Source organism: Sphingomonas sp. Leaf22, assembly GCF_001421715.1.
Taxonomy (GTDB): domain Bacteria; phylum Pseudomonadota; class Alphaproteobacteria; order Sphingomonadales; family Sphingomonadaceae; genus Sphingomonas.
Window position 1 is genome coordinate 14,109 of sequence record NZ_LMKP01000004.1, and the last position, 21,636, is coordinate 35,744.

23 protein-coding genes are annotated in these 21,636 nt (G+C 66.8%); 14 read left to right on the plus strand and 9 right to left on the minus strand.

Annotated elements, in window-relative coordinates:
* Nucleotides 1–31 precede the first annotated feature (31 nt).
* The 3 genes from rph to ASE70_RS03245 all read left to right on the plus strand — a co-directional run bounded on the left by rph (nt 32) and on the right by ASE70_RS03245 (nt 1,816).
* Complete coding sequence (rph, locus tag ASE70_RS03235) at nt 32–748, plus strand: ribonuclease PH (RefSeq protein WP_056002477.1); 717 nt, start codon at nt 32–34, stop codon at nt 746–748.
* Complete coding sequence (gene rdgB / locus ASE70_RS03240) at nt 745–1,374, plus strand: RdgB/HAM1 family non-canonical purine NTP pyrophosphatase (RefSeq protein WP_056501331.1); 630 nt, start codon at nt 745–747, stop codon at nt 1,372–1,374. Before rph ends, rdgB begins: the two co-directional genes overlap by 4 nt.
* Before the next feature lie 226 nt (nt 1,375–1,600).
* Nucleotides 1,601–1,816: a hypothetical protein gene (locus ASE70_RS03245; RefSeq protein ID WP_056002471.1), complete on the plus strand. Its 216-nt coding sequence runs from the start codon at nt 1,601–1,603 to the stop codon at nt 1,814–1,816.
* Between the two features lie 92 nt (nt 1,817–1,908).
* On the opposite strand, the gene ASE70_RS03250 is transcribed toward ASE70_RS03245, so the two are convergent.
* Nucleotides 1,909–2,964, minus strand: a complete 1,056-nt coding sequence (locus tag ASE70_RS03250; RefSeq protein WP_056501334.1) for a glycosyltransferase family 4 protein — start codon at nt 2,962–2,964, stop codon at nt 1,909–1,911.
* The gene (locus ASE70_RS03255; RefSeq protein WP_235519554.1) at nt 2,961–3,824 is read right to left on the minus strand and encodes a UDP-2,3-diacylglucosamine diphosphatase; all 864 of its coding nucleotides are present in this window, start codon (nt 3,822–3,824) and stop codon (nt 2,961–2,963) included. Before ASE70_RS03255 ends, ASE70_RS03250 begins: the two co-directional genes overlap by 4 nt.
* 275 nt (nt 3,825–4,099) lie before the next feature.
* Between ASE70_RS03255 and ASE70_RS03260 the strand changes: the two genes are divergently transcribed.
* The 6 genes from ASE70_RS03260 (at nt 4,100) to ASE70_RS03285 (ending at nt 7,077) form a co-directional block, all read left to right on the plus strand.
* Nucleotides 4,100–4,786 carry a class I SAM-dependent methyltransferase gene (locus ASE70_RS03260; RefSeq protein WP_082438746.1) on the plus strand — a complete coding sequence of 229 codons (687 nt, stop codon included), beginning with the start codon at nt 4,100–4,102 and terminating at the stop codon, nt 4,784–4,786.
* A 28-nt stretch (nt 4,787–4,814) separates the two neighbouring features.
* Complete coding sequence (locus ASE70_RS03265; RefSeq protein ID WP_056501337.1) at nt 4,815–5,426, plus strand: hypothetical protein; 612 nt, start codon at nt 4,815–4,817, stop codon at nt 5,424–5,426.
* 384 nt (nt 5,427–5,810) lie between these two features.
* Nucleotides 5,811–6,056 carry a type II toxin-antitoxin system ParD family antitoxin gene (locus ASE70_RS03270; RefSeq protein ID WP_056394140.1) on the plus strand — a complete coding sequence of 82 codons (246 nt, stop codon included), beginning with the start codon at nt 5,811–5,813 and terminating at the stop codon, nt 6,054–6,056.
* Entirely contained in the window at nt 6,049–6,339 is a 291-nt protein-coding gene (locus ASE70_RS03275) for a type II toxin-antitoxin system RelE/ParE family toxin (RefSeq protein WP_056394136.1), read from the plus strand. The genes ASE70_RS03270 and ASE70_RS03275 overlap by 8 nt, the downstream gene beginning before the upstream one ends.
* Nucleotides 6,340–6,660: 321 nt before the next feature.
* On the plus strand, nt 6,661–6,864 hold the full coding sequence (locus tag ASE70_RS03280) for a hypothetical protein (protein WP_235512057.1): 204 nt from the start codon (nt 6,661–6,663) through the stop codon (nt 6,862–6,864).
* Between the two features lie 18 nt (nt 6,865–6,882).
* A complete protein-coding gene (locus tag ASE70_RS03285; protein WP_056501341.1) occupies nt 6,883–7,077 on the plus strand; it encodes a hypothetical protein in 195 nt (64 codons plus the stop codon).
* Nucleotides 7,078–7,084: 7 nt separating this feature from the next.
* Here ASE70_RS03285 and ASE70_RS03290 read toward each other — a convergent pair whose 3' ends face one another.
* On the minus strand, nt 7,085–8,737 hold the full coding sequence (locus tag ASE70_RS03290; RefSeq protein WP_056501344.1) for an aminotransferase class III-fold pyridoxal phosphate-dependent enzyme: 1,653 nt from the start codon (nt 8,735–8,737) through the stop codon (nt 7,085–7,087).
* Between the two features lie 35 nt (nt 8,738–8,772).
* Between ASE70_RS03290 and asd the strand changes: the two genes are divergently transcribed.
* The 3 genes from asd (at nt 8,773) to ASE70_RS03305 (ending at nt 12,570) form a co-directional block, all read left to right on the plus strand.
* On the plus strand, nt 8,773–9,702 hold the full coding sequence (gene asd, locus ASE70_RS03295) for an archaetidylserine decarboxylase (protein ID WP_235519542.1): 930 nt from the start codon (nt 8,773–8,775) through the stop codon (nt 9,700–9,702).
* A 103-nt stretch (nt 9,703–9,805) separates the two neighbouring features.
* Nucleotides 9,806–11,680: a M61 family metallopeptidase gene (locus ASE70_RS03300; RefSeq protein WP_056501348.1), complete on the plus strand. Its 1,875-nt coding sequence runs from the start codon at nt 9,806–9,808 to the stop codon at nt 11,678–11,680.
* A 2-nt stretch (nt 11,681–11,682) separates the two neighbouring features.
* Nucleotides 11,683–12,570, plus strand: coding sequence for an ROK family protein (locus ASE70_RS03305; protein WP_056501349.1), 888 nt, complete (start codon nt 11,683–11,685; stop codon nt 12,568–12,570).
* A 177-nt stretch (nt 12,571–12,747) separates the two neighbouring features.
* Here the strand turns inward: ASE70_RS03305 and ASE70_RS03310 are convergent, their stop codons facing one another.
* The 4 genes from ASE70_RS03310 to ASE70_RS03325 all read right to left on the minus strand — a co-directional run bounded on the left by ASE70_RS03310 (nt 12,748) and on the right by ASE70_RS03325 (nt 18,231).
* Nucleotides 12,748–13,080 carry a hypothetical protein gene (locus ASE70_RS03310; protein ID WP_056394116.1) on the minus strand — a complete coding sequence of 111 codons (333 nt, stop codon included), beginning with the start codon at nt 13,078–13,080 and terminating at the stop codon, nt 12,748–12,750.
* Between the two features lie 215 nt (nt 13,081–13,295).
* A complete protein-coding gene (locus ASE70_RS03315) occupies nt 13,296–14,030 on the minus strand; it encodes a GDSL-type esterase/lipase family protein (RefSeq protein ID WP_056501352.1) in 735 nt (244 codons plus the stop codon).
* Entirely contained in the window at nt 14,027–15,526 is a 1,500-nt protein-coding gene (locus tag ASE70_RS03320) for a carboxylesterase/lipase family protein (RefSeq protein ID WP_162235915.1), read from the minus strand. Before ASE70_RS03320 ends, ASE70_RS03315 begins: the two co-directional genes overlap by 4 nt.
* 191 nt (nt 15,527–15,717) lie before the next feature.
* Nucleotides 15,718–18,231 carry a glycoside hydrolase family 3 protein gene (locus tag ASE70_RS03325; protein ID WP_082450604.1) on the minus strand — a complete coding sequence of 838 codons (2,514 nt, stop codon included), beginning with the start codon at nt 18,229–18,231 and terminating at the stop codon, nt 15,718–15,720.
* A 224-nt stretch (nt 18,232–18,455) separates the two neighbouring features.
* On the opposite strand from ASE70_RS03325, the gene ASE70_RS03330 reads away from it, so the two are divergent.
* Nucleotides 18,456–19,652: an ROK family transcriptional regulator gene (locus ASE70_RS03330; RefSeq protein ID WP_056501363.1), complete on the plus strand. Its 1,197-nt coding sequence runs from the start codon at nt 18,456–18,458 to the stop codon at nt 19,650–19,652.
* Nucleotides 19,653–19,661: 9 nt separating this feature from the next.
* Here ASE70_RS03330 and ASE70_RS03335 read toward each other — a convergent pair whose 3' ends face one another.
* The gene (locus ASE70_RS03335) at nt 19,662–20,051 is read right to left on the minus strand and encodes a hypothetical protein (RefSeq protein ID WP_056501365.1); all 390 of its coding nucleotides are present in this window, start codon (nt 20,049–20,051) and stop codon (nt 19,662–19,664) included.
* Nucleotides 20,052–20,263: 212 nt separating this feature from the next.
* Here ASE70_RS03335 and ASE70_RS03340 point away from each other — a divergent pair, with 212 nt between their 5' ends.
* Entirely contained in the window at nt 20,264–21,193 is a 930-nt protein-coding gene (locus ASE70_RS03340; RefSeq protein WP_056501509.1) for an ROK family protein, read from the plus strand.
* Nucleotides 21,194–21,280: 87 nt separating this feature from the next.
* Here the strand turns inward: ASE70_RS03340 and ASE70_RS03345 are convergent, their stop codons facing one another.
* On the minus strand, nt 21,281–21,619 hold the full coding sequence (locus ASE70_RS03345; RefSeq protein ID WP_056501368.1) for a DUF3060 domain-containing protein: 339 nt from the start codon (nt 21,617–21,619) through the stop codon (nt 21,281–21,283).
* Between the last annotated feature and the right edge of the window lie 17 nt (nt 21,620–21,636).

The following is a 21,636-nucleotide window of genomic DNA, read 5'->3' on the forward strand; positions in this document are numbered from 1 at the left end:
CTAGGACTTCTAAAAATTTCAGGAGATTCCCATGCGCCCATCCGGCCGCGCCCCCGACGAAATGCGCAGCATCACGATCCAGACGAACTTCACCCGCCATGCCGAAGGATCATGCCTGATCGGGTTCGGCGATACCAAGGTGCTGGTGACCGCCTCGCTCGAGGAACGCCTGCCGCCATGGCTGCGCGGCAAGGGCGAAGGCTGGGTGACGGCCGAATATGGCATGCTCCCCCGCGCCACCCATACCCGCAGCAGCCGTGAGGCGGCCAAGGGCAAGCAGTCGGGCCGGACGCAGGAGATCCAGCGGCTGATCGGGCGCTCCCTTCGGGCAGTGGTCGATCTGAAGGCGCTGGGCGAGCGGCAGATCACGCTGGATTGCGACGTGATCCAGGCCGATGGCGGCACCCGCACCGCGTCGATCTCCGGCGCATGGGTCGCGCTGCGGCTCGCGGTCGACGGTTTGATGCGTGAGGGCAAGCTGGAGGTCGATCCGATCAGCCGGCAGGTCGCGGCGGTGAGCTGCGGCATCCATCAGGGTACGCCGGTGCTCGACCTCGACTATATCGAGGATTCGGCCGCCGATGCCGACGCAAATTTCGTACTGACCAGCGACAACAACATCGCCGAGGTACAGGCCACCGCCGAGGGCGCATGCTATGACGAGGAGGCGCTGTTGCGGCTGCTGCGCCTCGCCCGCATCGGCTGCGGCCGCATCTTCGCCGAGCAGCTGCGGGCGACCGGCCGATGAGCGGCGAGGGCAAGGAGCCACAGGCGATCCGCAAGCTGCAGCCGGGCAAGCTGGTGATCGCCAGCCACAATCCCGGCAAGATCCGCGAGATCGCGGCGCTGCTCGGGCCGTACGGCGTCACCCCGATCTCGGCGGGCGAACTCGACCTGCCCGAGCCGGAAGAGACCGGCACGACCTTCGTCGCCAATGCCGAGCTGAAGGCGTTGCAGGCCGCCGACCTGTCGGGCCTGCCGGCGCTGGCCGATGACAGCGGCCTGTGCGTCGAGGCGCTGAACGGCGAGCCGGGCATCTTTTCGGCGCGCTGGGCCGGGGCGTCGAAGGACTTCACCGCGGCGATGCGGCTGGTCGAGGACCGGATGCAGGCGACTGGCCCGGATCACAGCCGCGCGGCGCACTTCGTCTGCGCGCTGGCACTCGCATGGCCCGATGGTCATGTCGAATGGTTCGAAGGGCGCGTCGACGGCAAGCTGGTCTGGCCGCCGCGTGGGGAACATGGCTTCGGCTATGACCCGATGTTCGTTCAGGACGGCATGGACCAGAGCTATGGCGAGATCGATCCCGACCACAAGCATTCGATCAGCCACCGTGCCGATGCCTTTGCGCAGTTGGTGAAGGCGGTGTTCTGAGAGGTTGTTTGAAAATGCGCCATGGCGCATTTTTGCGGTACCGGCCCGCTCCCCCTCCCGGCCACCCACACGGTATGCTGATGGGTGGTCGGGAGGGGGAGCGGGCCGGTACCGCCTTGAAACTCGCCCTTTCGCGAGTTTCCAGACGGACCCCAAGGCCGGATCGGGCGTACCGCAGGGAACGCCCGCCCGTGTCCGGGCATTGGACGCCGCGAAAGGAATTCCAATGCCCGACGCGATCACCGAAACCCGCCACCGCGAGATCGCGGTCGAGCATCTGCTGTTCTGGACGATGCGCTATGTCGAGGAACAGCATCCCGGCCTGCTCGATTCGCTGGAGGCCAGCCTCGACAAGCTGGGCGACCCGAGTCCGGGTGGCGACAAGAATGACGGGGCCGTGCGGCATATCGCTGCAAAGATGATCGCCGGCGCGCGGGGCTGAACCGCCCGCTCGTCACCCCTGCGATCAGGGGTGACGTTGGGGCTTCGCCCGATGAACAGGTGCTACCGGGACCCGGTGCGGAGGTCCCTCCCCTACGCCGCCACCGGCGTGTCATCCGTTGTCAGGCCGGCATCGACCAGATTGCCGACGAACTGGTCGGTGCAGTGCGACCAGCAATAGCCGGTGCCGACACGGACACAGGCGTCGCGGTCGGCGGTCAGCGCCTGTTCGACCGCCGCCGCCAGATCGGTGTCGAGCGCGCCGATACGTTCGCCGCCGCCGCCCGTCCCGTCCAGTCCGATCACGTCGAGCGGCCCCGGCACCGGATAGGCGGCGACCGGGGTGCCGCAGGCCAGCGCCTCGATCATGACGAGGCCGAACGTGTCGGTGCGGCTGGGAAAGACCAGCACATCGGCAGCGCGATAGGCAGCGGCGAGCGCCGCGCCCTGCTTCACCCCGACGAATTGCGCCAGCGGATAGCGCCGCTCCAGATCGGCGCGCGCCGGGCCGTCCCCCACCAGCAGCTTGGTGCCCGGCGTATCGAGCGCGAGGAACGCCTCGATATTCTTTTCGATGGCGATGCGCCCGACATGGAGCAGGATCGGGCGCGGCAGCGTCGCCACGTCGAGCTGCGCGCCATCGGGCTTGAACAGCGACAGGTCGACGCCGCGCGACCAGCGCCGGGTATGGGCGATGCCATGGTCGTGAAGCGCGCCGGCGACGCGCGCGGTCGCGGTCATGACCCCGCTGGCCGCCGCATGGAAGCGGCGCAGGAACGGCCAGAACAGCCCGGCCGGCAAATGCGTGCGCATCGCCAGATAGTCGGCGAAATTGGTGTGGAACGAGGTGGTGAAGCGCGCCCCCCGCCCCCGGCACCACCGCCGCGCCGCCCAGCCGAGCGGTCCTTCGGTGGCGATATGGATCGCGTCGGGGTGGAAGGCGGCCATCCGACGGCCGAGTTCGGAACCGCAGCCGAACGCCAGCCGTATTTCGGGATAGCCGGGACATGGCCGGGTGGCGAAACCGTCGGGGGTAAAGGTTTCGACCACATGGCCGCGGTGTTGCAGGCGAGAGATCGTCGTTTGCAGCGTGCGGACGACGCCGTTGACCTGCGGGCTCCACGCATCGCTGACGATGGCGATCCTCACGCGGTGGCGACCGCCCGGCCGGCATCGACGGCCTGGCCGTTCGACTTGGCCAGTTCGCGTTCCCACGTCTCGGCACGCCAGTCGATCAGTGACAGCGCCCCTTGATGATCCTCGACCAGCGCGGTGCAGCTCTCCACCCAGTCGCCGTCGTTATAATACATGATGTCGCCGATCTGGCGGATTTCGGCGGTGTGGATATGGCCGCACACCACGCCGTCGACGCCATGTTCGGCGGCGGCATGGGCGACGGTCTCCTCGAACCGACCGATGAAATTGACCGCGTTCTTTACCCGGTGCTTGGCATAGGCCGACAGCGACCAATAAGGCAGGCCGAGCTTGCGCCGCGCGAAGTTCCAGACGCTGTTGGCCTTCAGCAGCGCGGTGTAGGCATGGTCACCGAGAAAGGCGAGCCACTTGGCATAGAGCACGACGCCGTCGAACTTGTCGCCGTGCAGCACCAGCAGGCGGCGGCCATCGGCCGTTTCGTGGATATCCTCCTCGACCATTTCGACGCCGCCGAATTCGAGACCGGTATAGTCGCGAAACGCCTCGTCATGGTTGCCGGGGATGTAGATGACGCGGGTGCCGCGCCGCGCGAACTTCAGGATCGATCGGATGACGTCGTTATGGCTCGACGGCCAGTACCAGCCGCGCCGGATCTGCCAGCCATCGACGATGTCGCCGACCAGATACAGCGTCTCGCATTCGAACGAATGGAGAAAGTCGACCAGTTGGGTCGCGCTGCATCCCGGCGTGCCGAGATGGACGTCGGAGATGAAGACGGTGCGATAGGACTGTTTTGGACCCTCGGCACGATAGCTTTGCGGGTCGTTGATCCAGTCGGGAATCTTGCGCGCCAGGGACTTCACGGTCGCCGCCGATGAATTCTGTCGATTGGTCCGGGATACAAATGCCGTCGTCATCGTACTTCTCCACGCCAGTGGACGGGACTTGCGCCCCTGCGATGACGTCGCTGTAGCCAGTACACGCGACAATAGTATTTCGCGCGTGTGACGGCGACTTCCATCAAACTGAAACCTTGCTGACACGTCCGCGACATTGGCGTGTCATCGACGCACGTCATCTTATCGGGCCAGACAAGCCCGGTGCGGCGCTGGACAAGGAAACTCTCGGATTGGCTCAGGAACTGAACCGCCTCGGCGTGGCGACCGCCTATGATCGCTGGGCTCCGATCTACGATCTGGTCTTCGGTCCGGTGTTCAAGCGCGGGCGTCGTGCCGCGATCGATGCCGCCGAAACGGTCGGCGGCCGCATTCTGGAGGTCGGCGTCGGCACCGGCATCTCGCTGCCGCATTACCGCCACGACAGCCGGATCACCGGCATCGATATCGCCGACCAGATGCTCGACAAGGCGCGCGACCGGGTTCGCCGGCTGAAGTTGAACCATGTCGAGCGCATCGCGATCGGCGATGCCGAGGCGCTCGATTTCGCCGATGCCTCGTTCGATGTGGTCGTCGCGCAATATGTCGTGTCGGCGGTGCCGCATCCCGACCGTGCGCTCAGCGAGTTCCTGCGCGTGGTGCGGCCCGGCGGCATGATCGTGATCGCGACCCGGCTTGGCGCGGAAGCGGGGATGCGCGCGAAGATCGAGCGCGTGCTGATGCCGATCACCAGCCGGCTGGGCTGGCGCACCGATTTCCCGTGGTCGATCTATGGCGACTGGGCGGCGCGTAACCCGCAGGCGGAACTGATCGAGCGCCGCCCGCTCCCCCCGCTGGGCCATTTCTCGCTGGTCTGCTTCCGGCGCGCAGCGGGCGTGCAGGACAACCACCCGACGCCCGCGCACGCCGCGACCGCCTGAAACTCCCTTTTCATCAAAGGTTTATTCGATGTCCGGATTCAAGGAAGCGCTGAAGGAACAGCGGTGGGACGATCATCGCTACTACCATCACAGCATCATCAATCAGGCGCTGCACTTCGTCAGCGCGACGACGTTCCTGATCGCCTATGTCGTGGTGTGGATCGACCCCGCGGTCGCCAGCCTGCTCGGCTGGCTGGTGGCGATGACCGCGCGGCAATCGGGGCATTTCTTCTTCGAACCCAAGACCTACGACCATCAGAATCAGGCGACGCACGAACATAAGGAAGAGATCAAGGTCGGGTACAACCTGTTTCGCAAGGTCGTGTTTATGGGGCTGTGGGCGGCGACGCCGATCCCGCTGCTGATCGATCCGACCTTCTTCGGCATCTTCGAACCGCATGTCGGGTTCGTCGGGTTCCTGCGGCATCTGGCACTGTTGTGGCTGGCGTTCGCGGTCGGCGGGTTGCTGTTCCGGGTGGTGCAGTTGTTCGTGCAGCGCGACGTAATGACCGGGCTGGTATGGGCGACGAAGATCGTGACCGATCCGTTCAACGACTTCATTCTGTATCGCAAAGCGCCGGTGCAGTTGTTGAAGGGCGCGCGGATCGACACGGATCTGCAAGAGGCGGCGCGGCACTAAGCGCCGGGCAAGGGGATAGCGGAGCTGTCCCCGGGCCGAACAAGGCGCGCCCGGCCGGCGGTGCGAAAAGCGCCGTCCGACGAGCGTCGAGGTGCGGACTGCCCCGCAGTCCGCAGATCGTGCCGAGCACGATCGACCTCGACGCTGGCTTTGCCCGTGGTAGGGCCTGAAAACGCGCCGCTTTTCCGCCAAAGGTCACAAAAGTCACACTCGCGGCCGGTTTGCACATTTGCGAACCGGTCGCATCGTTTTGCGTAAGCGCGATCGACGAAGAGAAAGAGCGGAGGCGAGCGTGACGGAGCATTGCGGTGTAGGAAAGGGCTATCTCCCCATCCCTGCGATACGCTAAAGTGCACCAATAATAGGACTGCCATGGAGGTTGGAATGGCTACCGTCCGCAAGACCATCACCTTGACCGAACAGCAGAATGCCTGGATCGTAGCGCAGATCACCGCCGGCCATTACACCAATGACAGCGAGGCGATCCGCGATCTGATTCGCCGCGAACAGGAACGCGGGCAGGTGATTGAACAGGTACGGCAGGCACTGATCGAGGGCGAGGCAAGCGGAGCGCCGGAACGGTTCGATTTCGCTGCCTTCAAGGAACGCAAAGCCGCGCAATATGGCTGACTATCGCTTTGCGCCCGCCGCACAGCGTGATCTGGAAGACGTTTTCGACTATACGGTGGAACGGTGGGGACTGGTGCAGGCAATGCGCTATGCCGAACGCATCGCGGCTGCCTGCGCCGATCTGGCCGAAGCGCCCGAACGGGCGCAACGTTGCGATCATGTCCGCGCCGGTTACCGGCGACGTTCGGTCGAGCAACATGTGATCTATTTTCAAGCAACGGTGTATGGGATCGCGGTCATCCGCATTCTGCATCAGCGGATGGACGTCAGCAGGCTGTTGTGAGTCCGACGGGGATTTGCTCGTCGATCCGACCTTTTTCGGCATCCTCGAACCGCGTGCACGCTTCGCCGGCTTCCCTTGGCATTCGGCGGCCCGAAAGCCGTAGCACAGCACAAAGCCCCAAGCCCGCTCTGGTTTGCTGCCACCGGCACCCCATATACGATCTGGCCCACCCGGTATCGACCGAACGGCCCTGCTACCGGCGCCGGCTGGCTACTTCTTCCCGCGTGGCCCGGCTGGTCCGCATGCTCGAAATATGAATGGATCTGCATGCAGGACGATTGGCGCCGGGGCGTTCCGACTCCGACTACGACATCGCGCGCGATGAATGTCAGCATCGCCCAGGCCGATGTGGTGGCGCTGTGCCGCAAGCACGACGCATCGATCAGCGCCATCGAAACGCTGCATTCGGGGGGCACGCATGTCGTCCTGCGCAACGGCGAGGGCGCCGACAAGATGCGCAAGGCGTTCGGCAAGAAAGTCATCACCGGTGCCGTCGTGCGAACGCCGTGGGTGCGGAACGGCTGAGCAGACGGGCGACAGCGCGTGGCTCGCGAAACGCCGGCATTGACGCGGGCAATCGAACTGGCCGCTACCGGCCACTATATTTCGGTGAATCATATCCGACAGGCGCTGCGCCGCGAGGGCTTTACCACGCTGGCGCAGGACCTGTCGGGACCGGTCGCCAACCGCGCGATCATCGACGCGTTGCAGGCGGCGATGGCGGAGCGCCGCGAATAGCGAACGACTATCCCCGGCCGAGCCGCCGCGACAGGGTTTCCTTCAGCACCTGCCGTCGCAACATCTTGTTGGTGGTGCCCGGCGCGCTCCACCACCAGCCGTCGGCGGCACAAGCCTGCGCCGCCTTCACGAACCTTGCGACGACTTCGGCGAACGCCGCATCGTCGTAATTCAGGCTGAAGATCAGGCGGCCGGTGCCGACCCAGCTGAGCGCCAGCCCCTCGGCACGGCAGTAATATTGCAGCATCCAGTTGTAGCGCGACGGCACGGTGTAGCCGATCGTCCAGACGGTCTGCATGCCCGTGGCGCGGACCGGCAGGTCGGTCTGCGCCATCGCGGCGTTGAACTGGTCGATGCGCGCGTCCCAGCGGGCGTCGACGTTCGCGTACATCGCGCGCACCTCGGGCGAATCGAGGCGTTCGAGGAATACGTCCATCGCCCCCATCACATAGGGGTGCGCGTTGAAGGTGCCGCGCGCGAAGCAGATGTCGGCTGGCTGGTCGGGGCGGAAACGCTTCATCAGCTCGGCGCGGCCGCATACGACGCCGACCGGCAGGCCACCGCCCAGCGTCTTGCCATAGGTGACCATGTCGGGCTGCACGCCGAACGCCTCGGCCATGCCGCCCTTTGCCAGCCGGAAGCCCATGAAGACTTCGTCGAAGATCAGGACGATGCCGGCCTTCGTGCACACGTCGCGCAAGCGCACCAGCCAGTCGCGATAGGCGGCGCGGTCGAGATGGGCGGAGCGGCTGCTGTCGATCAGCGTCCCGTCGGACGGCGCGCCCTTGTTCGGGTGCATCGCCTGCAGCGGGTTGACCAGCACGCACGCGATATCCTTGCGCGTGGCCAGCACGTGCAGCGTGCGATCGGACATTTCCGACAGGGTCAGCGTGTTGTCGGCCGGGGTCGGGTTGCCGATGCCCGGCTGCACATCACCCCACCAGCCATGATAGGCCCCGGCAAAGCGGACCAGGCGGCGACGGCCGGTGTGATAGCGCGCGAGGCGTACCGCCTGCATGACGGCTTCGGTGCCCGACATGTGGAACGACACCTCGTCCATGCAGCTGATCGTGCGCAGCCGGGCGACATTGGCGGCGATGACCGGGTGATAGGTGCCGAGCACCGGCCCCAGATCGGCGACGCGCGCGGTCCCTTCGGCAATACAGTCCTTGTAGAAATCATGGCCGAACAGGTTGACGCCGTAGGAGCCGGCAAGGTCGTAGAAGACATTGCCGTCGAGGTCGGTGGCGGTGACGCCCGACGACGATCGGTAGAAGGCACCGGTGGCAAGGCGGTCGCGGACCAGCCGGCTGAACTGGAACGGTACGCGGTAGCGGCCGGTGAATTGCAGGTCGGACAGCCCTTCGCGCAATTCCTTCGTCGCGACGACCGTCTTCGCGAATCGGGTTTCGTAGAGCGCGGACAGGCGGTCGAAGCCGGCGCGGCGGCGGGCGGCGATTTCGGCCGGGGCATCGTCGGCGGCGAAGAAGCGGGCGTCGTCATAGTCGTAAAAAGCGATCTGGCGGGCGATTCGCTGTCCCCAGCGGACATGGCCGGTCAGCGAGCCGTGTTTGGCGCGGCTGAGCGCGAGGCGGGCGCGGCCCTTGGTGGCGATCAGGCCGGCAGCACCGGCGGCGAATGCAAGGGCGAGTGGCGTCATGACTGACGCGAATATGACGCGATCGGGAAATATTGATGACGGCCATGGACGATATCCGCCCCGCCCCGCCCACGCCCGCCCCATCCGCCCCATCCGCCCTGTCGCGCACCATCGCGAAACTGACCGACATCGAATCGGTCAATTACGCGCTGACCAACTGGCTGCCGCGGCGGAGCGCCACGCGGGCGATGGGGTGGTTGAGCAAGGTCGAACAGCCGTTGGTCGCGCGGGGCTTGATCGCGGTGTGGCGGACGTTCTGCGATGTCGACCTGTCCGATGCGGCGGAGGCGAAATGGCCGTCGCTGCACGCCGCGTTCATCCGGCGGCTGCGGCCCGGTGCGCGGACGTTCCGGGCGCAGGCGCATCAATTGTCGGCGCCGTCGGACGGGATCATCGTCGCCAGCGGCCGGATCGACGGCGACAGCATCATCCAGGCCAAGGGGCGGCGCTATTCGATTGCCGAGCTGACCGGCGGCGAGGGCACGGCCTATATCGGCGGAAGTTTCGTAACGCTGCGGCTGACGGCGGGCATGTATCACCGGTTCCATGCCCCACAGGACGCGGTCGTCGAGCGGGTGCGCTATTTCCCCGGCGACTGTTTCAACGTCAATCCGCCGGCACTGAAGCGGGTCGACCGGCTGTATTGCCGCAACGAACGCGCGACGGTGCGGATGCGAATGGGCGACGGGACACCGGTGCTGCTGGTGCCGGTCGCGGCGATCCTCGTCGCGGCGATCCGGCTGACGTTCCTCGATACCGTCAAGCTGCTGCGCGAGCGCGCCGATCCGATCGTCACGTTGGCGACGCCGGTCGCGCAAGGGCAGGAAATGGGCTGGTTCGAGCATGGCTCGACGATCGTGATGCTGGTGCCGGCACCATTTGCGGTCGGGATCGGGGTGGCGACGGGCGACCGGGTGCGGGCGGGGGATGTGTTGTTCGATCGGGCGGTGATCGAGGATATTTGAGGCGTCTCCCCTCCCTGAAAGGGAGGGGCGCCATTTCGCCGACCTTGCCGCTGAATGTCGACCCGGCCTAGAAGACACCCCATCGTTTCCCGGGGGAGCCTTCATGGTCCGTTCGCTGTTCGCCGTCCTGCTTGCTTCCACGATCGCACTGCCCGCGCTGGCACAGACCGCGCCGGTGCATCCGGCCCCTGCCCCCGGCCAGCGCGATCCCGGCACGGCGGCGAAGGTGCGCTACGACGTTTCGTTCCCGCAGGTCGAGCATCACCGCGCGCGGATCACCGCGACCTGGACCGGGGTGCCCGCCGGACCGTTGCGCGTCCAGATGTCGCGGTCGTCGCCGGGGCGCTATGCGATCCATGAATTCGCCAAGAACGTCTATGACGTGAGCGCGACCGACGGCGCGGGGCGGCCGCTGAAACTGACGCGCAGCGATCCCTATGGCTGGAGCGTCGCCGGCCATGACGGGACGGTCGTCGTCACCTACACGCTGTTCGCCGATCATGGCGACGGCACCTATGCCCAGATCGATCCTTCGCACGCACATCTGAACATGCCGGCGACGTTCCTGTGGGCGAGCGGTTACGACGCGCAGCCGATCCGCGTGCGCTTCCAGCGCCCCGACCCCAAATGGAAGGTCGCGACCCAGTTGCCGGAGAGCGACGCGGCGGACACCTATTGGGCACCGAACCTGCAATATTTCATGGACAGCCCGACCGAGTTGTCGGACCATATGGTCCGCGAATGGCAGGCGGGCGGCAAGACCTATCGCCTCGCGCTGCACCACGATGGCACCGCCGCCGACATGGACCGCTTCACCGAAAAGGCGAAGCGGGTGGTGCGCGAACAGATCCATATCTTCGGCGCGCCGGCACCCTATGATTTCGGCCGCTATACCTTCATCGCCGATTACCGCCCGTCGATCGTAGGCGACGGGATGGAGCACCGCAATTCGACGATCATCACGAACGCGCAGTCGCTGGCGGAGGCGAAGGACGACCAGTTGGGTACGCTGGCGCATGAATTCTTCCATAGCTGGAATGTCGAGCGCATCCGTCCCGCCGAACTGGAACCGTTCGACTTCACCCGTGCCAATCCGACGCCGTCGCTGTGGCTGGCCGAGGGGTTCACCAGCTATTACGGGCCGCTGTCGATCCGGCGCGCGGGACTGGCCACGGTCGACGAGTATCTGGGCGAGATGGGGCCGATGCTGAACGGCATCATCAACAATCCGGCGCGGATCGCGGCACGGATCAACGCATCGCCGCAGGAGATGAGCCTGCGCGGGCCGTTCGTCGATGCGGCGAAATCGATCGATCCGGTCGATCCTAATATCTTCGTGTCCTATTATCCCTATGGCGCGATCATCGGCATGGCGCTCGACCTCGAACTGCGGCAGCGTTTCGCGGGCAAGAGCCTCGACGATTTCATGCGGACATTGTGGGCGCGGCATGGAAAGGGCGAAAAGGCGTACACGCCCGCCGATCTGCGCGTCGCGCTGGCCGAGACGACCGGCGATCCGGGCTTTGCCGAAGCATTCTTCGCACGATCGATCGACGGCAGCGGCCTGCCCGACTTCGCGCCGCTGCTGGCACAGGCCGGGCTGGTGCTACGGCCCGCCGCGCCGACGCGCGGATGGATCGGGCGGAGTGCGGCGAGCGAGACGGCCGACGGCGTGACGCTGACCCTGCCGCCCGCCCAAGATACGCCGCTGTTCGCCGCCGGGCTGGACCGGGGTGATACCATCGTCGCGGTCGGTGGGCAGGCGATCGGGGATCTCGCCGGCTGGAATGCGGCGGTGGCGGCGATGAAACCCGGGTCGCCGGTCGCGCTGCGCTATCGGCAGATGGGCGTCGATCGCACCGCGATGCTGACGCCGGTGGCAGATCCGACGCTGGAAATCGTGCGCGGCGAGACCGCCGGGCAGGCGCTGACGGCAAAGCAGCGGGCGTTCCGCAAGAGCTGGTTGGGTGCCGAATAACCATGCGACTCTGCGCCGATGTCGGCGGGTCGTTCGTCGACATCGCCGCGTTCGACGATGCGGGGGCGATCGGTTGGCGCCGGAAAGTGCCGACGCCGGTCGACGATTGGGCGGCGTTCGTCGCGGTGTTTGCCGATGTGCTGGCGGTGGTGGCTTGCGAGCGGGTGTCGATCGCGACCGCCGGACTGGTCGATCCGGTATCCGGCATCGTCACCAGCGCGAATATCCGCTGTATCGACGGGCGGCGACTGGCCGACGAACTGGCGCGCGTGCTGGCGGTGCCGGTGCGGGTGGTGAACGATGCCGATGCGTTCGTGCTGGCCGAAGCGGCGCGGGGGGTCGCGATGGGGCATGAGCGGGTGTTCGGCATCATCCTCGGCACCGGGGTCGGCGGCGGGCTGGTCGAACGCGGCCGGATCGTCGGCGGTGCCGGCGGGATCGGCGGCGAATGGGGTCATGGACAGGTGGTGCACGACAGCCCGATCGCGCCGGGAACCAATCCGGTGTTCGCATGTGGGTGCGGGTTGAAGGGGTGCCTCGATACGATCGGCAGCGCGCGCGGGCTGGAGCGGTTGCATCGCTTCCTGCATGGGATCGCGGCGGACAGTTTTGCCATTGCCGGGGATGCGGCGGCGGGCAAGCGCCGGGCGGTGGCGACGGTCGACTATTGGTGCGATCTGGTCGGCGGGCCGCTGGCGATGCTGCTGCACGCCGTTTCGGCGACGATCGTGCCGGTCGGCGGCGGGCTGGCCAACGCCCCCGCGCTGATCGCAGCACTGGACGCGCGCGTGCGGGCGAACCTGCTGATCCCGGCGGCCATACCGGTCGTCGTGCCGGGGCGGCTGGGTGACGATGCGGGGTTGATCGGGGCGCTCGTCGCGGGGGGATGACGTCCCGCCCCTCCCTGACAAGGAGGGGTCGGGGGTGGATCGGCCCGCGAGGGAGGGTAAGCACGCTACAATCGGCCTACCCACCCCCAGCCCAGTTTCGGGTAAACAGTGCCCCGCACGGTTTAGGTCATGCCGGGGGCATGACCGACCCGAAACTCTTGTCAGGGAGGGGAGTTGTCAGCGCCGATGGCCCGGACGGCCGTTGCGATCGTGCTTGTCGACACGGACCTTGTACGCCAGCGCGTCGAAACGACGGTCGAGGTCGCGGCGTTCCTGCATCGAAAGGCCGTTCGAGCGGCGATAGCGCTGTTCGAGCGACGCGATCTGGCGGAATTCGCCGCGCACGTTTACCGCCTCGCGCCGGCTCAGCGAACCGCTGCGGATACCCTGATCGATCCGGCGCTCGATCTGTGCCTGGCGCTGGTTGATCGACTGCCACGGCTGGGCGGCAGCGGGCAGCGCGGTCATGGCGACGCCGAGGCCGGCGAGCATCAATGCGAACTTCTTCATGCGCTTTCTCCTGTATCGAACCACTTGGTCGACAACGAAAATGGGGGCGGAGTGTCGCAGGCGTTTGTCGCGAAGGTACGAAAATTGTGTCGGATTGTCGCGGCGGCGGCCGGTTCGTTCAGCTTGTCAGCGCCGGTTTGGAAACGCGCCGAAGCGCGTTTTGCGGTACCAGCCCGCCTTGAAACTCGCCTTTTCGCGCGTTTCCAAACGGACACTCAGACTGGCAGGCTCTTCGCCCGAAGGATCGGGGTCAGCACGCCTTCCATCGCGGCATAGCCGGTAGCGGTCGGATGAACGCCGTCCTCGGCAAAGCCGGGCTTCATCGCCCCACCGGGCGTTGCCAGTGCCGGCGTATAGTTGACGAAGGTCGCGCCGGCCTGTCCCGCATAGCCCTTCGCCCACGCGTTCAGCGCGCGGATCGGTGTGACCGTGGCGAGGCCGGGTCGCCACGGAAAGCCGTCGGCGGGCGGCACGCTGGCCAGCAACACGCCGATCTTCGCTGCCCGCGCGAGCATGACCATCATCGCCAGATTGTCCTGCGTCCGCTGCGGCGTCATCGGTCCGGTATTGCCGGCGATGTCGTTGGTGCCGGCCATGATGTGGACGAATTTCGGTTTCAGCGCGACCACGTCGGCCATCATCCGCAGCACCATTTGCGGCGTCGTCTGCCCGCTGATCCCGCGACCCACTCGCCCGGCACGGAAGAATTCGGGGCGTTTGCCGACCCAGCCTTCGGTGATCGAATCGCCCATGAACACGATGTCGGTCGGCTTGCCCGATGCGGCGAGCGCGGCATTGTCGGCGGCGTAGCGGCCAAGCCATGGCCAGTCGGTTGCCAACTGGCGCTGACGCTTGACCTCATAGCTGTCCTCCTGCGCGCAGGCGGCAGCGGCGGGAAGGAGTGCCGCGCCGGCGGCGAGGCCCAGAAAATGACGGCGATCGGGGGTCATAGCGATCCTTGCAAACGGCAAATTTCGGGGCGGATATCACCGTCGCGGGGCGCCGCACCGCGCGCGTCGAAAAGGATATTAGCGGGCTTGCCCCTGGTCGTGCGCGGCCATGCCGGGCGGCCGTCGCCATTGGGATCGCCGGTGACGGCGAAGGCGAGCCAATAGTCCTGCATCGACACCGGTCCGACGCGTTTGTCGGCAAAGATATGGCCGATCTCTGCGGCATGCGAGGTGCGGCCGGGACCGCCATCGCCGGCCATGTCGAATTCATAGCGCCACACCGGCCAGTTGCGCGCGGCGAGCAGACTGGCAAGGTTGCCGGCCGGACAGCGGAAGGTGGCGTCGGTCGCGATCTGCTGATCGCGGGTGCCCATGCGCGGATGGGCGACGGGATCGGGTTCGTCGAGCCGGTAGAAGGTGCGGGCGGTATCGGCATTGTTGCCGAACGACAGGTCGACGAACCCGTCGCGCGCCGGACGCCCGCCGGGCAGGTCGAGTTCGAGGACGTTGCTGCCAAGGATCACCAGGCGCTTGGGCGCGGTGACGAACAGCCGGTCGGGGGTGTCGGGCAGGACCGCGCCGTCGATGGTGGTGCGCAGGTACAGATAGTCGTCGGCGGCCAGCTTCGCATCGTGCAGCTTCAGATCGGCGGCGAGGAGCGCGGCGGGCGAGGCGCTGCGCAACGCCGCCGTTCCGCGCGTGCCCAACAGAACGTCGAGCTGATCGCCGATGCGGAACGCTTCCTTCAACGGCCGCCATGGCAGGCCGAAGCCCGGCGTGCCCGATTCCATCGCCGCCTTCGCGAACAGACCGCGGGCGAGCGGCGAGGCGAGCAGCAGCGACACGTCCTGCGACCCGGCGCTTTCACCGGCGATGGTGACGTTGTCGGGATCGCCGCCGAACTTGGCGATATTGTCGCGGACCCAGCGCAGCGCCGCGATCTGGTCCATCAGCCCGTAATTGCCGCTGGTCCCGTTCGCCTCGGCCGCCAGCGCGCGGTGCGGCAGAAAGCCGAAGATGCCGAGGCGGTACTGGACCGCGACGACGACCACGTCGCGCTTGCCGATCGCCGACTGCGCCATGCCACCCGCCGATCCGGCGCGGTTGCTGCCACCGTGAATCCACACGATAACCGGGCGCTTGCCGGTCAGTGTGGGGGTGCCGATGTCGAGCGTCAGGCAATCTTCGCCCGCAAAGACATGGTCGGCGCGGTTCCAGCCATAATCGTTCTGGAGACAGGCGGGCGACGGCGCGGTGGTGGTCCGGATGCCGGTCCATTCGACCACCGGCTGCGGTTCGCGCCAGCGGTTCGCGCCCAGCGGCGGGGCGGCGAAGGGAATGCCGCGAAAGAGGACACGGTCGGCTTCGGCCTTGCCCTCGACGATGCCGCCCGAGACCGAGACGCGCGGAGGGATCGGGGCGGCGGGAGGCGTTGCTTCCTGGGCGATGGCGGGGGTTGCCATAGCGAGGAGTAGAGGTGCCCAGATTGCCTTCATCGCCATGCCCCTGTGTGTTGTCGTTGGGTTCCTAGGGGCACCGGCTGCGGCAGGCAATTCCTCCCCGGCACGGGGAGGGGGACCAGCGAAGCTGGTGGAGGGGGGTGTCCGTATCCGCAACCGTTGCGTTGCGCGGCGAACCCCCTCCACCACCCTTCGGGCGGTCCCCCTCCCCGCAGAGCGGGGAGGATTTAGCGGGGGCAGCTTACCGTCACGTCTGCCGTCGTGCCCAGCGCCACGCGTGCCACGCTGACCGTCAGCTTGCCGTCGGTCGACAGGGCGAAGGGCGTATCGACCTTCGCCATGTTCACATTGCCGCCGAAGCATTTGAGCGGGACGCCCAGCGTCTTCCACTGGCCGACCGGCAGCCGCTCCATCCGCCCGAGTGCGACCTGTCCGCCGCCGGGACCGCTGCGCAGCGACAGCGTGACCGGCATGGTCGGGGCGGCGTCGACGCGCATCGTCGATACCAGCATCACGTCGCCATTGGTCTGCCGCGTCAGGTCGACCGGCGACTGGGTGCTCAGCACGATCTGTGCCGGGCCGCTGCCGTCGATGTCGAAACGGCGCGCGCCTTCCTGAACGCCGTGGTCGGTCGCGGTGACCTTGACCCGGCCCGCGCCCGATTGCGCGGGCACGGTGGTGATGCGGGTGTTGCCGCCGGTGCCGGCACCGCCGACCTCCAGCGACCATGCGGTCGCGGGCAGCCCCTTGTCCATGAACACGTCACCGGCATCGGCTTCGGCGACCTTGGGGTCTTCGGAGAAGGCCGGCACCACCGTCTTGCTGGCGGCGGTCAGGCCGTACCCGATCGGGAACTGGGTCGGCCCGGTCGCATCGCCGGTCGCGGGCCATGGGAAGGACAGCGTGCCCGAGAAATCGCGCTTCGCCTTGCCGTCCTGTCCGCGCAGCAGCACGTCGGCGACGCCCGCGCCCTCCGATCCCGGCAGCCAGCCGACGACGAAGGCGTCGGCGGCGTTGATCGCGGCGTTCACGAACAGCGGCCGGCCGGTCAGCATCAGCGCGACGACGGGAATCCCCTGCGCCTTCAGCTTCTTCATCGTCTCGATAGGGCCACGCAGCTCGGGGCGCAGCTGGAGCGTCTTGATATCGCCCTGGAACTCGGCATAGGGCGTTTCGCCGAACACGACGATCGCCGCATCGGGCTTCTTGCCCGAGAAGCTGCCATCGGGCGACAGCGTCGCCGAGCCACCGGCTGCCTTCACGCCCATGTCGATCCCCTGCCAGATCGAGGTCGCGCCGGGGAAATATTTCGGATCGATCCCCGTCCCCTGCCATGTCAGCGTCCAGCCGCCCGACTGACGCGCGACGTCGTTCGCCCCGTCACCGGCGACCAGCACCCGCGCGCCCGCCTTGATCGGCAGCAGCGAACCATTGTTCTTGAGCAGAACCAGCGACTTCGCCACCGCCTCGCGCGCGACCGCGCGGTGTTCGGGACTGCCGAGCAGTTCGAACTTGCCCGACAACGGCCGCGACGACGGCTTGCCCGCATCGAACAGGCCGGCGCGCAGCTTCACGCGCAGGATGTTCGATACCGCGTCGTCGAGGCGCGCCATCGGCACTTCGCCCGACTTGACCTGCTTGACGAGGTTTTCCCAGATCGGCTTCCAGCTGTCGGGGGCCATATACATGTCGAGCCCGGCATTGATCGCGCGCGGGCACGACGCGTTGGTGCAGCCCGCGACCTGACCGTGTGCGTTCCAGTCGCTGACGATGAAGCCGCCAAAGCCCATGCGCTTCTTGAGGACATCGGTCATCAGGCCCTTGTGCCCGGTGATCTTCTCGCCGTTCCAGCTACTGAAGCTGGCCATGACCGTCTGCACGCCCGCGTTGATCGCGGAGACATAGGGCGTGCCATGAATGTCGCGCAGCGTGGTTTCGGGGATCTTGGCATCGCCCTGATCCTGCCCGCCAAAGGTACCGCCATCGGCAAGGAAATGCTTGGTCGAGGCGAGGACGTACGGCCCCTTGAGCTGATTGATCGAACCGGGCGCGCCCTGCAGCCCCTCGATGAACTGGGTGACGTAGCTGGCGACCAGCTTCGGATCGGACGAATAGCCTTCGTAGGCGCGGCCCCAGCGCAGGTCCTGCGGCACGGTGATCGTCGGTGCGAAGGTCCATTCGATGCCGGTCGCGCGGATTTCGGCCGCCGTCGCCTGCGCGATCTTCCGCATCAGCGCCGGGTCGTGCATCGCGCCCAGACCGACATTGTGCGGGAACAGCGTCGCGCCGACGATATTGCTGTGGCCATGCACCGCATCGGTGCCCCAGATGACGGGAATGCCGACGCCGCCGTCGCTCTTATCGACTGAGGCTTCGTAAAAACGGTCGGCGAGCTTCAGCCATTCGGAGGCAGGCGCGAATTCGTCGTTGTTCGGCGCGGAGTTGCCGCCGTTCAGCACCGAGCCGAGATGATACCGCTTCACGTCGGCGGGCGTCAGGCTGGCGATATCGCCCTGCACGACCTGTCCGACCTTTTCCTCGACCGTCATCTTCTTCAACAGGTCGGCGATGCGCTTCTCCAGCGCGGGATCGACCTTGTACGGCCAGTTGGCGCGCGGCCAGAGGTCGGGATGCACCGTCGCGGCAGGGGCCGGTGCCGGCACGGTCTGCGCGGCGGCAGGCAGCATCCCGCCGAACCCGGCGAGCATCGTGCACAACAGAAATTGAGGAACCGGTTTCATCGCATCGCTCTCCCTTTGCCCGCGATCTGGCCGCGCGCGCCGCTTTGTCGACCCGTTCGCCAATTCCGACAACGTTGTCAATCGCGATACCGCCGTTTCGACAAGACGGTTTACAATTGAACTGGCCTGTCCACTGGTCCACGCTGTCCCAAAATAACGAACGGCAAAGCCGTGACCGGGAGACGAAGTTTGCCATTCCCCGAATCCGCCCGGAACGTCCGGACGTGAGCGATCGTACGCCGATTCGGCTGTCGGGCACCAACCTCGAACGTGCCGCCGATCATAATCAGCGGGTTACGCTGCATGCGATCCGGGTGTCGGGGTCGCTGACCCGGATCGACCTGGCCAACATCACCGGGCTGACCCCGCCCGCGATCGCCAACATCACCCGCCGGCTGCTGAGCGAGGGACTGATCCTCGAAGCCGGGCAGCGGCGCGGCGGGCGCGGGCAGCCGCCGACCAAGCTGGTGGTCAATCCCGCCGCCTGTCATGCGATCGGCATCAATGTCGACCGCGACCATGTGACGATCGTGCTGGTCGATTTCGCCGGACAGACGCTGGCCCGCGCCACCCGCGACGTCGATTTCGCGCTGCCCGACGAGGTTGCCGGTTTCTATCGATCGGCGGTCGAGGGGCTGATCGCAGAAGCCGGGGTCGACGCCAAGCGGATCGTCGGCATCGGCGTGGCGCGGCCCGACGATCTCGGCACCGTCGACCTGCCCGGCCGCCCGGCCAGCTATGCCGAATGGGAAAGCGTCGACATGGCCGCGCTGTTCGCCGCGCCGATCGACCTGCCGGTATTCGTCGAGAACGACGCGGCGGCGGCGGCGATGGGCGAATTGCAACTGGGCCATGGCCAGCATCAGGCGAGCTTCTTCTATGTCCTGATCTCGGCGGCGCTGGGCGGCGGGCTGGTGATCGACGGCAGCTATTTCCGCGGGGCCAAGGGGCGATCGGGCGAACTCGGCTTTCTGATGGGCAGCGACGGCAAGGGCGGGCGCACGCAGATCCAGCATACCGTGTCGCTGTCGGGCCTGTTGCATCCGTTGCGGCGGGCGGGGTTCACCCTGGGCGACATTCGGGGCGAGCGCGGCGACGATGCGACGTTGCTGGCGGTGGTCGACGACTGGATCAATGCGTCGGTCGACCGGCTGATCGAGCCGCTGATCGCGATCAACTGCCTGATCAATCCGGCGGCGATCTTCGTCGGCGGGCGGCTGCCGGGGCAGCATGTCGAAACGCTGGCCGAGCGGCTGAACGAGCGATTGCGGGTCGATGCGACGAACGTCCCCGCGCTGGCCCCGGTGCGCCGGGCGATGCTGGCCGAGGATGCGCCGGCGGTGGGGGCGGCGATCCTGCCGTTCAGCCACTTCCTGTTGCCGAGCGCGACCGCGCTGTGGAAGGCAGACGAGGTCGGATAGTCGCTGCCCTTACGGCTTCGCGAATTCGAGGAGCCGGCGCAGCGAGCGGTACGAGGTCGAGGATTTCGGTTCGAACACCGCGTCGAGATTCGCTAGCCGCTGGCGGGCCTGCACGGCGAAATCCATCTTGGTATCGGCGGCGGGCGTACCGTCGGTCGCGATCAGTTCGCGCCGGAACCGGTGGAGCGTGTGGATGTCGATCACGCCGTCGCCGAACAGGCGGAAGCCGTACTCGGCCATTTCGCGCGGCGTCAGATTGCGGATATCGGGCGACGGCACGACCGGCACCGGTTGCGTGGCATTACCCTTGAACTGTGCCGCAAAGGCCAGTTCGAACCGTCCGCCGGCACCGGCATCGACCGTACCGCCCATCTTCGCCTGTCCCGCTTCGATCCGCATCGCCGACTCCGTTCTCGACCGGGTTCTGGCATGGCGGACCTTGACGCCCGGTTAGCGGGTGGCGGAATTTATACGAAATCCGGCGTGCCACGATGTAACGGTACGGCCTGTCCCATTAGCTTAAACAAACCGATTTTCTCATTTGCGCTTTCGTGCCAATCCCTGCAACGCTACGACAGGGTTTACCTGTGACAGGGTTTTCGGGGATGAACATGGTTATCGATTCACTGGCGGTGCTCGATCGGGGCGAGTTGCCCTTCGCCGGGATCGAACTGGGCGGCACGAAATGCGTCTGCACGCTGGCCTATGGGCCGGACCGGATTTTGGCGCAGGAAACGGTCCCGACCGAACATCCCGATACCACCCTGCCCGCCATCGCCGCCGTGTTGCAGCGTTGGTGGGACACGACCGGCTTCGCCGCGCTGGGCATCGCCAGCTTCGGCCCGGTCGATCTCGACCCCGCCTCGGCCACCTGGGGCCATATCCTTGCCACGACCAAGCCCGACTGGCCGATGACCGACGTCGCCGGCACGCTGTCGGCGATGTTCGACGTGCCCAGCGCGTTCGATACCGACGTCAACGGGGCGGCCTTTGCCGAAACGCGGTGGGGCTGTGCGCAGGGGCTGGACGACTTCGCCTATGTAACGATCGGCACCGGCGTCGGCGTCGGGTTGCTGGTCAATGGCCAGCCGACGCGCGGCATCGGCCATGCCGAGATCGGCCATCTGCGCACGCCGCGCCTGCCCGACGACACCCTCCCCAGCGGCTGCCCGTTTCACGACGATTGCGTCGAGGGGCTGGCGTCGGGAACGGGGATCAAGGCCGCGCTGGGTGACGTCCATGTGTCGACGCTGTCGGCCGACCATCCGGTGTGGGACCGCGCCGCCGCGTCGATCGTGGCGATGTGCCATGCGATGGTGTGCACCACCGGCCCCAGGCGGATCGCGATCGGCGGCGGCGTGATGAACAAGCAGCCGCACCTGCTGGCGCGGATCGAACCGGCGCTGCGGGCCAGCATCAACGGGTATCTGCCACTGCCGGAGCGCGACTATATCGTCGCACCGGCCTTGGGCGATCAGGCGGGGCCGCTGGGATCGATCGCGCTGGCGCAGAACGCGTTGCAGGCGGGCGTCGCGGCGTAGGCGTACGCTCCGAGAACGCGCGTACCGGCGCGTTTCGAAGCGTGCCGGCGGGCAAAGCGCGCGTCTGGAACAGCCTTTGCGCGCTGCTTATTTCGCGACCGACACCCGGTTGCCGGCCCCGGCGACGTTGATCCGCGCCTTGCTGCCATCGGCGGTGCGGTAGGTTACCGTGTTGCTCGCGCCGGATATGCGGATGCTGCCCCTGGGTGCCAAATCGGCCTGCACGCGGTTGCTCGCGCCCTCGATCACCAGCGCCGAGCAGCGGCCGGTCACGCGGATGGTGTTGCCGGCCCCCTGAATGGTCGCGGTGCCGCCGTCGCAGTCGAGTTCCTGCGTCGCGCCGGCCCCTTCGTAGCGCGCCTGCGCCGACAGCGATGCCGGCAGCGCGAGGGCGGACAGGATCAGCGTGGCTTGGACGACGGTCATCTGGTCTCTCCGGTTCG

Excerpts from the sequence above, each read along its gene's own strand:
- ASE70_RS03340 (WP_056501509.1), top strand. The coding sequence starts at position 20,264 with ATGGTTATCGATTCACTGGCGGTGCTCGATCGGGGCGAGTTGCCCTTC.
- ASE70_RS03310 (WP_056394116.1), bottom strand. The coding sequence starts at position 13,080 with ATGAAGAAGTTCGCATTGATGCTCGCCGGCCTCGGCGTCGCCATGACC.
- ASE70_RS03290 (WP_056501344.1), bottom strand. The coding sequence starts at position 8,737 with ATGACGCCACTCGCCCTTGCATTCGCCGCCGGTGCTGCCGGCCTGATC.
- ASE70_RS03265 (WP_056501337.1), top strand. The coding sequence starts at position 4,815 with ATGTCCGGATTCAAGGAAGCGCTGAAGGAACAGCGGTGGGACGATCAT.
- ASE70_RS03345 (WP_056501368.1), bottom strand. The coding sequence starts at position 21,619 with ATGACCGTCGTCCAAGCCACGCTGATCCTGTCCGCCCTCGCGCTGCCG.
- ASE70_RS03325 (WP_082450604.1), bottom strand. The coding sequence starts at position 18,231 with ATGAAACCGGTTCCTCAATTTCTGTTGTGCACGATGCTCGCCGGGTTC.
- ASE70_RS03335 (WP_056501365.1), bottom strand. The coding sequence starts at position 20,051 with ATGCGGATCGAAGCGGGACAGGCGAAGATGGGCGGTACGGTCGATGCC.
- ASE70_RS03305 (WP_056501349.1), top strand. The coding sequence starts at position 11,683 with ATGCGACTCTGCGCCGATGTCGGCGGGTCGTTCGTCGACATCGCCGCG.
- ASE70_RS03270 (WP_056394140.1), top strand. The coding sequence starts at position 5,811 with ATGGCTACCGTCCGCAAGACCATCACCTTGACCGAACAGCAGAATGCC.
- ASE70_RS03280 (WP_235512057.1), top strand. The coding sequence starts at position 6,661 with ATGAATGTCAGCATCGCCCAGGCCGATGTGGTGGCGCTGTGCCGCAAG.
- ASE70_RS03275 (WP_056394136.1), top strand. The coding sequence starts at position 6,049 with ATGGCTGACTATCGCTTTGCGCCCGCCGCACAGCGTGATCTGGAAGAC.
- rph (WP_056002477.1), top strand. The coding sequence starts at position 32 with ATGCGCCCATCCGGCCGCGCCCCCGACGAAATGCGCAGCATCACGATC.
- ASE70_RS03245 (WP_056002471.1), top strand. The coding sequence starts at position 1,601 with ATGCCCGACGCGATCACCGAAACCCGCCACCGCGAGATCGCGGTCGAG.
- ASE70_RS03300 (WP_056501348.1), top strand. The coding sequence starts at position 9,806 with ATGGTCCGTTCGCTGTTCGCCGTCCTGCTTGCTTCCACGATCGCACTG.
- rdgB (WP_056501331.1), top strand. The coding sequence starts at position 745 with ATGAGCGGCGAGGGCAAGGAGCCACAGGCGATCCGCAAGCTGCAGCCG.
- ASE70_RS03315 (WP_056501352.1), bottom strand. The coding sequence starts at position 14,030 with ATGACCCCCGATCGCCGTCATTTTCTGGGCCTCGCCGCCGGCGCGGCA.
- ASE70_RS03320 (WP_162235915.1), bottom strand. The coding sequence starts at position 15,526 with ATGAAGGCAATCTGGGCACCTCTACTCCTCGCTATGGCAACCCCCGCC.
- asd (WP_235519542.1), top strand. The coding sequence starts at position 8,773 with ATGACGGCCATGGACGATATCCGCCCCGCCCCGCCCACGCCCGCCCCA.